This window comes from Pedococcus sp. (genome assembly GCF_036554925.1).
In the GTDB taxonomy this organism is placed as follows: Bacteria; Actinomycetota; Actinomycetes; order Actinomycetales; family Dermatophilaceae; genus Pedococcus_A.
This window is the reverse complement of sequence record NZ_DATBMI010000203.1, coordinates 1-6,932: the sequence shown is the minus strand read 5'-3', so window position 1 is coordinate 6,932 and position 6,932 is coordinate 1. Positions and strand designations below refer to the sequence as shown.

Genomic DNA, 6,932 nt, shown 5'->3' with positions numbered 1-6,932 from the left:
GTGCCGCAGATCGAGGTCACCTTCGACATCGACGCCAACGGCATCGTCAACGTCTCCGCCAAGGACCGCGGCACGGGCAAGGAGCAGAAGATCACCATCTCCGGTGGCTCCGCGCTGGCCAAGGAGGACATCGAGCGGATGATCAAGGAGGCCGAGGCGCACGCCGAGGAGGACCGCAAGCGCCGCGAGGAGACCGAGGCCCGCAACACCGCGGAGCAGCTGGTCTACTCCACCGAGAAGTTCCTCACCGACAACGCCGACAAGCTGCCGGCCGACGGCCGCGGCCCGGTGGACGCCGCCCTCGAGGACCTCAAGCAGGCCCTCAAGCCGGACTCCGGTGCGACCGCCGAGGACATCTCGGCGAAGACGTCGAAGCTCTCCGAGGAGTCCCAGAAGCTCGGCACCGCGATGTATGCCGCGGCCTCCGAGTCCGAGGCGGGTGCCGGTGCGGAGGGCAGCGCGCAGGGCGCCCAGGGCGCTCAGGCGGGCGGCTCCGACGAGGACGTCGTGGACGCCGAGGTCGTCGACGACGACGAGGACAAGAAGTGACGGAGAACGTCGACCCCGGCACCACCGAGGCCGAGGAGGTGGTGGGTGCGGAGGCCGCGGAGGCCGCCCAGCCCACCACCGCCCCGGCGGGGGCCGACAGTGCTCGTGCCGGGTCGTCGGACGCCCTCGAGCAGGAGCTCCAGGAGGAGCAGGAGGCGGTGGCCCACCAGGCGCCCCACGTGCCCACGGGCGAGGAGGTCCACCCGGACACCGCGCTCGCCGCGGAGCGCCTGCTCGACCTGCAGCGCCTGCAGGCCGAGTACGTCAACTACAAGCGCCGGGTCGACCGTGACCGCGCGATGGTGCAGGAGCGCGCCGTGCAGGACGTCCTCGAGACGCTGCTGCCGGTGCTCGACGACATCCACGCGGCACGCGAGCACGGCGACCTGCAGTCCGGGCCGTTCGCGTCGATCGCCGAGAAGTTCGAGCAGACGCTCACGAAGTTCGGGCTGACCCGCTTCGGCGAGGTCGGCGAGCCGTTCGACCCGATGCGGCACGAGGCGCTCATGCACACCCAGGCGGAGCTGCCGGAGGGCGCGGACTCGACCACGGTCGTGACCGTGCTGCAGCCCGGCTACCGTGCGGGGGACCAGGTCATCCGGCCGGCCCGCGTCGCGGTCGCCGACCCGCAGTAGCGCCGCCCAGCACACCGACCCGCACGCCGAGAGGAGGACGCCGTGGCCAGCCAGGACTGGTTCGAGAAGGACTTCTACGCGATCCTCGGCGTCCCCCAGGACGCCGACGCGGCCACCGTCAAGAAGACCTACCGCAAGCTCGCCCGCAAGGAGCACCCGGACCAGAACCCGGGTGACGCCAACGCGGAGCAGCGCTTCAAGGAGATCGGCGAGGCGTATGCCGTGCTCTCCGATCCCGAGCAGCGCCAGCAGTACGACGCCATCCGGTCCATGACGCACGGGGGCGCCCGCTTCCGAGCGGGCGGCCCGGGCGGTGGGGGCGCAGGCTTCGAGGACGTCTTCTCGTCGATGTTCGGCGGAGGTGGCGGCAACGTCCGCTTCAGCACCGGTGGCGGTGGGGCGCAGCCCAACCTCGAGGACATCCTCGGGGGCATGTTCGGCGGCGCGGGGCCGGCCTACGGCGGCTACGGCGCGCCGGCCGGCCCGCGCCGCGGGGCCAACCTGTCGGCGCGCACGACGCTCCCGTTCCGCGACGCGGTCGAGGGGGCGACGGTCACCCTGAGCACCGGCAACGGCCGGATCACGACCCGCATCCCGGCCGGGGTCCGGGACGGGCAGAAGATCCGCCTCGCCGGGAAGGGCGAGCCGGGTGAGCAGGGCGCACCCGCCGGTGACCTCATCCTGACCGTCGCGGTGGAGCCGCACCCCGTGTTCGGCCGCGAGGGCGACAACCTCACCGTGGACCTTCCGGTCACCTTTGCCGAGGCGGCGCTGGGGGCGACCGTTGCCGTCCCCACCCTCTCGGGCGAGCCGGTGAAGGTGCGCATCGCGCCGGGCACCCCGAGTGGCCGGGTGCTGCGGGTCAAGGGCAGGGGCGTCCCCCGCAAGGACCACCCCGGTGACCTGCTCGCCAGGGTCACCGTGGTCGTGCCCCAGCGGCTCACCGACGAGACCCGCGCAGCGCTCGAGGCCCTGCGCGCCCAGGAGAAGGACCAGGACCCTCGGGCCGAGCTCTTCGCCCGAGCCCAGAGGTGACGACCCATGGCCACGCTGCGCGGCTTCTCGCCTGACGACGACACCCCTGTCTTCGTCATCTCGGTCGCGGCCGAGCTGGCCGGCATGCACGCGCAGACCCTCCGGCAGTACGACCGCATCGGCCTGGTCTCCCCGTCCCGCACCCGCGGCGGGGGCCGTCGCTACTCCGCCCGTGACGTCGCCCTCCTGCGCGAGGTGCAGCGGCTCTCCCAGGAGGAGGGCGTCAGCCTCGCCGGCATCCAGCGCATCCTGGAGCTCGAGAACCAGGTGGCCGCCCTGCGCGCCCGGGTGGCCGAGCTCGCCGAGGAGCTCGATCGGACCCGTCAGCTCGCCGGGAGCCCGGCCGGCTCCAGGGTCTTCGCAGTCGGCCCGAGCGGCGACATCATCGCCCTGCGCGCCGGGCAGCGGCCCCGGCCGAACCGCTCCCAGGCGCTCGTCGTCTGGAAACCGTCCTTCTAGGCCCGTCCGCCCGCCACACTGGGCGGCGTGAGCCCGCCCACCGACCTCGAGATCGCGCGTGCCGCCCGGCTGCGGCCGATCGCCGAGGTCGCGGAGTCCGCCGGCATCCCGCACCACCACCTCGAGCCCTACGGGCACCACGTGGCCAAGGTCGACCTCGCCGCCGTCGCGGACCTCCGGGACCGGCCGATGGCGCGCTACGTCGTCATCACCGCCATCACCCCGACCCCGCTCGGCGAGGGCAAGACGACGACCGCCGTCGGCCTCGCGCAGGGACTCGCCGCTCGCGGCCGCCGCGCCACCCTGGCCCTGCGCCAGCCCTCCATGGGTCCCACGTTCGGGATCAAGGGCGGGGCCGCAGGGGCGGGGCACAGCCAGGTGCTGCCGATGGAGACGCTCAACCTGCACCTCACCGGCGACTTCCACGCCGTGACCGCCGCCCACAACCTGCTGGCCGCGATGGTGGACAACCACCTCCACCACGGCAACGAGCTCGGCCTCGACCCGCGCGGCGTCGCGTGGCGGAGGGTGGTCGACGTCAACGACCGCGCCCTGCGCAACGTCGTCACGGGCCTGGGGGCGCGCGTCGACGGGTTCCCGCGGCAGGGAGGGTTCGACATCACGGCGGCCAGCGAGGTCATGGTGATCCTGGGGCTCGCCACGTCGCTGCGCGACCTGCGCGAACGGCTCGGCCGCATCGTCGTGGGCTTCACGTATGCCGGCCGGCCGGTGACCGCGGAGGACCTCAAGGCGGCCGGCGCGATGGCCGTGATCCTGCGGGAGGCGCTCAAGCCCAACCTGCTCCAGACCACCGAGAACACCGCGGTGCTCGTCCACACCGGGCCGTTCGGGAACATCGCGACCGGGAACTCCTCGGTCATCGCCGACCAGATCGGGATCCGGACCGGTGACTACCTGCTCACCGAGGCCGGCTTCGGCGCCGACATGGGCGCGGAGCGGTTCTTCAACCTCAAGTGCCGGGTCTCCGGGCTCCGGCCCGACGCCGCGGTCCTCGTCGCCACCGTGCGGTCGCTGAAGGCACACTCGGGGCACTACGAGGTGATGGCGGGTCGACCGCTGCCGCCCGAGATGCTCGCCGAGAACCCGCGGGCGGTGCGTGCCGGCGCAGACAACCTGCGCCGCCACCTCGAGATCGTCAGGTCCTTCGGCGTCTCACCGGTGGTGGCCATCAACGCCTTCCCGTCGGACTTCGACTCCGAGCACCAGGTGATCCGGGACGTCGCGGAGTCCGAGGGTGCGCTGGTGGCGGTGTCCACCCACGTCGCCGACGGTGGGCACGGGGCGCTGGCGCTCGCCGCTGCCGTGGAGGAGGCCTGCGGCCGGGACCACGCCTTTCGCCCGACCTACGAGCTCGACCTGTCGCTCCGGGAGAAGATCGAGGCCGTCGCCACCCGCGTCTACGGCGCCGACGGGGTGGACCTCGCGGCCACGGCAGCCCGCGACCTCGACCGCTTCGAGGTGCTGGGCTACGGCGCCTTCCCCGTGGTCATCGCCAAGACCCACCTGTCCATCTCCTCGGACCCGGCCCTGCGCGGGGCCCCCCGCGGCTGGCGCCTGCCCGTGCGGGAGGTGCGGGCCGCGGCGGGCGCGGGCTACGTCTACGCCATCTGCGGCGAGATGCGCACCATGCCCGGCCTGTCGCGGCACCCGGCGGCCGAGGCCATCGACCTCGACGAGAACGGCGACGTGGTCGGGCTCTTCTGACGACGCCCCGGTGCCCGCGCCCTGCCGAGGGGCAGCGGCGATGGGGCCGACGGCCCTTGCCCAGCAGGGCGACACGAGCCCACGCTGACTCATGAGGATCGGGCTCGCGACGATCACCCTGGCGGTGGCCCTGGCCGGGGCCTGTGCCGGTGCCGAGGGTCCGAGCCGCGGCGCCGCCACGCAGCCTCGCACCCCGTCGTCGACCGTCCCGTCGTCGACCGTCCCGTCGTCGACCGCCACGGCGCCGACCGCCACGGCGCCGACCGCGACCGGCTCGAGGTCGGACGCCGGGCCGTCCACGGCTCGACCGCCCACTAGCCTGCAGCCCGTGCCACCCTCCACCGCCGGCGAACCCTCGGGCGGGGGTGTGCCTCCGCTGGCTCCGGGCGTGCAGGCGTGGGTCGCGGTCTCGGTCGCCACGCTCTGGCGCACGCCGGACTCGCCCCGGGCAGTGGACGCCCCTGCCCTGCGGTCACCGGCCGACATCCGGGGCTGGCTCGCGGGGATGACCGACGCGGACCGCCGTGGCCTCGTCGACCGTGCCGAGACCCAGTCGCTCCTCGGCGACCGCGTGGTGGTCACGCAGGTGAGCGGGTCGTGGGCCCGCGTCGTGGTGCCCGACCAGCCGACACCCCTCGACCCCCGGGGCTACCCGGGCTGGCTGCCCCTGGCACAGCTCGCGACGCCGGCGCCCTTCGCCGGGGTGACCATCGCGACGGTCGTCCGGCCGACGACGTGGCTGCGGACCGACGCCGCCGACCCCCGGCCCGTCGTCGAGGTGAGCTACGGGACGCACCTGCCCGTCGTCGGCCTGTCAGGGGAGTGGGTTCGCGTGTCGCTGCCCGGTGGCCGGGCGGGGCGGCTGCCTCGCTCGGGAGTGGCCGTCCGCGCTGATGGGGAGCCCGCCCAGCCGGCGACGGGAGAGTCGCTGGTGAGGTCTGCGGAGGACTTCACCGGGCTGGCCTACCTCTGGGCCGGGCGCAGCGGTTTCGGCTTCGACTGCTCCGGCCTGACCTCCCTCGTCCACCGGGTTCACGGGATCACCATCCCGCGCGACGCCGACGCCCAGGCGGGGGCCGGGCGACCAGTGGGGCGGGACGCGAGGGCTCCGGGCGACCTGCTGTTCTACGCGACCGCGAGCGGGTTCGTGCACCACGTGTCGATGGACGCGGGGTCGGGCTCGATGGTGCACTCACCGGCCACCGGGAGGACCGTGGAGACGGTGCCGGTGACGACCGCACCGTATGCCGCGGAGTACGCCGGGGCGCGACGCTACCTGCCCTGAGGGCCCACGTCGCCCGACCACAGCCAGAGGAGCATGCTGCCCCAGGGCGCACCCCGCGGCATACGGCTCAGCGGGTGGTGTGCTCCCCGGCCCGGGCCCACAGCGTCTTCATCTCGTCCATCGCCTGGCCCATGATGCGCAGCATGGCCTCGCGCGCCCGGTCGCCGTCGTGGCGCTGGATCGCCGAGGCGACGTCGGCGTGCAGCTGCAGCGCCTCCTCGTGCGGGTGGTGAGGCATCAGGCCGTAGTGGTGGCGCCCGGTGAGCACCTCGGCGACCAGCTCGTGCAGCTTGAGGAACATCTCGTTGCCGGAGCTGGCCAGCACGAGCCGGTGGAACTCGATGTCGAGGGCGAGGAACTCCTCCTCGTCCTCGCCCTGGCCGGCCGCCCACATCCGGGCGGCGAGACCGACGAGGGTGCTGGCGTCGGCGGGGGTCGCGCGCTCCGCCGCGAGCCGCGCGGCCTCGGGCTCGACCGCGCCGCGCAGCTCGGTGATCGAGCGCAGCTGACCGAGACGGCCGTCCGAGGCGAGGCGCCACCGGATGACCTGGGGGTCGTAGACGTTCCACTCGCTGGCCGACAGGATCTGGGTCCCCACGCGGCGGCGGGAGGCCACCATCCCCATCGACGACAGCACCCGCAGGGCCTCGCGCACGACGGAGCGCGACACGGCGTAGCGCTCCACGAGGTCGTCGATCAGCAGCACGGTGCCGGCTGCGAGGGAGCCGCCGGCGATCGCGAGCCCGATCTGGTCGAGCACCTGGGCGTGGAGCCCGGACAGGGCGGGGGCGTCCGCGGCGGGCGCGCCGGACTCGGGAGTGCCGGCCCCGGCGTCCTCGGGCGCGGTCTCGACGGGCCCGCCGGGGGACACGGACACGCCAGCCACGTCGCTGCTCATGGTTAAAGCATACGCATGTGGGTCAAGGCCTTGCATAAATCAGATTTAGACAATTAGCATCGCCGGAATAGGCGGACGTAAGCACCGCTGAGGGAGCGGCAGCCCAACGGCGGGGTGCCACGACAGGAACGGAGACCGACGTGATGCGTCAGTCAGTAATCGGGACTTCTCTGGCCGTGGCGGCAGCCCTCGGCCTGTCCGCGTGCGGTGGGGGCGGCGAGCAGAGCGCAGGGTCCAAGACCGTGCGCGTGACGCTCGCCAACCACGTGTGGACGGAGAACATCAAGAAGGCCCTGCCGGAGTTCGAGAAGGAGTCCGGCCTGAAGGTCGAGATCACCCAGCTCGG

At 73.5% G+C, this 6,932-nt stretch carries 7 protein-coding genes and 1 pseudogene; 7 read left to right on the top strand and 1 reads right to left on the bottom strand.

What is annotated here, in order from left to right:
* The 6 genes from VIB11_RS15660 to VIB11_RS15635 form a co-directional block, all read left to right on the top strand.
* A partial coding sequence (locus tag VIB11_RS15660) for an Hsp70 family protein (RefSeq protein WP_332032399.1) occupies positions 1–549 on the top strand: 549 nt, incomplete at its 5' end.
* Positions 546–1,184, top strand: a complete 639-nt coding sequence (gene grpE, locus VIB11_RS15655) for a nucleotide exchange factor GrpE (RefSeq protein ID WP_332032397.1) — start codon at positions 546–548, stop codon at positions 1,182–1,184. The genes VIB11_RS15660 and grpE, both read left to right, overlap by 4 nt.
* A 42-nt stretch (positions 1,185–1,226) precedes the next feature.
* A complete protein-coding gene (locus VIB11_RS15650) occupies positions 1,227–2,219 on the top strand; it encodes a DnaJ C-terminal domain-containing protein (RefSeq protein WP_332032395.1) in 993 nt (330 codons plus the stop codon).
* A gap of 6 nt (positions 2,220–2,225) precedes the next feature.
* Entirely contained in the window at positions 2,226–2,678 is a 453-nt protein-coding gene (locus tag VIB11_RS15645) for a heat shock protein transcriptional repressor HspR (protein WP_332032393.1), read from the top strand.
* A 27-nt stretch (positions 2,679–2,705) separates the two neighbouring features.
* On the top strand, positions 2,706–4,403 hold the full coding sequence (locus VIB11_RS15640) for a formate--tetrahydrofolate ligase (RefSeq protein WP_332032391.1): 1,698 nt from the start codon (positions 2,706–2,708) through the stop codon (positions 4,401–4,403).
* 328 nt (positions 4,404–4,731) lie between these two features.
* Positions 4,732–5,688 carry a C40 family peptidase gene (locus tag VIB11_RS15635; RefSeq protein ID WP_332032389.1) on the top strand — a complete coding sequence of 319 codons (957 nt, stop codon included), beginning with the start codon at positions 4,732–4,734 and terminating at the stop codon, positions 5,686–5,688.
* A 67-nt stretch (positions 5,689–5,755) separates the two neighbouring features.
* Here VIB11_RS15635 and VIB11_RS15630 read toward each other — a convergent pair whose 3' ends face one another.
* Positions 5,756–6,586 carry a FadR/GntR family transcriptional regulator gene (locus VIB11_RS15630; protein WP_332032387.1) on the bottom strand — a complete coding sequence of 277 codons (831 nt, stop codon included), beginning with the start codon at positions 6,584–6,586 and terminating at the stop codon, positions 5,756–5,758.
* Between the two features lie 143 nt (positions 6,587–6,729).
* Here VIB11_RS15630 and VIB11_RS15625 point away from each other — a divergent pair.
* Positions 6,730–6,932, top strand: a pseudogene (locus tag VIB11_RS15625) (sugar ABC transporter substrate-binding protein); the annotation flags it as partial.